Raw genomic sequence first — 714 nt, forward strand, 5'->3', positions numbered from 1 at the left:
CATCCATCAAATACATCTCTGTAATAAATCTGCTAACTAGCAGATCTAGGATTGTTTATCGTAAGGGCAAAAACGTTTTGTTTTCCATTTTTGCCTTTTAACAATATTTTCGCGTGAGCAACAAAAACACTAATTTCAATCCAACCACATTACTGAGGCTGTTATGTCTGAGACCGAATTCCGACACGGAAAAAAACGTTTTTATGACACCAATAAATTCCCAATAGGGTTTGCTAAGTCAGGTGATTTTACTCTTGTAGAAGAAGAAATCCTAACCTTGTTTGGTGATACCATGCTAGCACTTGAATCGGGCGAACATGCACCGACCAACGCTGAAGAAAAACACTTTGTGAAAGTGTTATCTCACCCTCACAAGGCGAAGTCTAAGTTAGAGCGTGTTTGGTTGAAATACATCCAGCTTGCTCGCGGGCGTCGTCGCTTCCACACTCTTAACGGCTGTAAACGTGGCGAAATGCCAAGAGAAGAGTACGACAGCGAGTTAGTGTTGGAAGATTAATCTTCTGAGCTCAAGGTGTTGTTACGCCTTGAGCTTACTTCCCCACACGGCACCTGTTACAAGTGTAGCGAATAAGCGCGCCTTTACAATATATTTATAAATTTCATAATGATAGCGAGAATCTTCTCGTCATCATGACTCTGCACATCCCGCATTTACTGCAACCCGAAGCGCCTTACCTCCCCTTCTAAACAACA

General features: G+C 42.2%; 1 protein-coding gene. It reads left to right on the top strand.

Annotated elements, in window-relative coordinates; genetic code table 11:
- Positions 1-163: 163 nt before the first annotated feature.
- Positions 164-517, top strand: a complete 354-nt coding sequence (locus KIV40_RS31255) for a DUF413 domain-containing protein (protein WP_285353189.1) — start codon at positions 164-166, stop codon at positions 515-517.
- The last annotated feature ends 197 nt before the right edge of the window (positions 518-714 follow it).

This window comes from Vibrio sp. D173a (assembly GCF_030248475.1).

What these genes read in the sequence shown, in the direction of transcription:
- KIV40_RS31255 (WP_285353189.1), top strand. Translation starts at nt 164, where the DNA reads ATGTCTGAGACCGAATTCCGACACGGAAAAAAACGTTTTTATGACACC.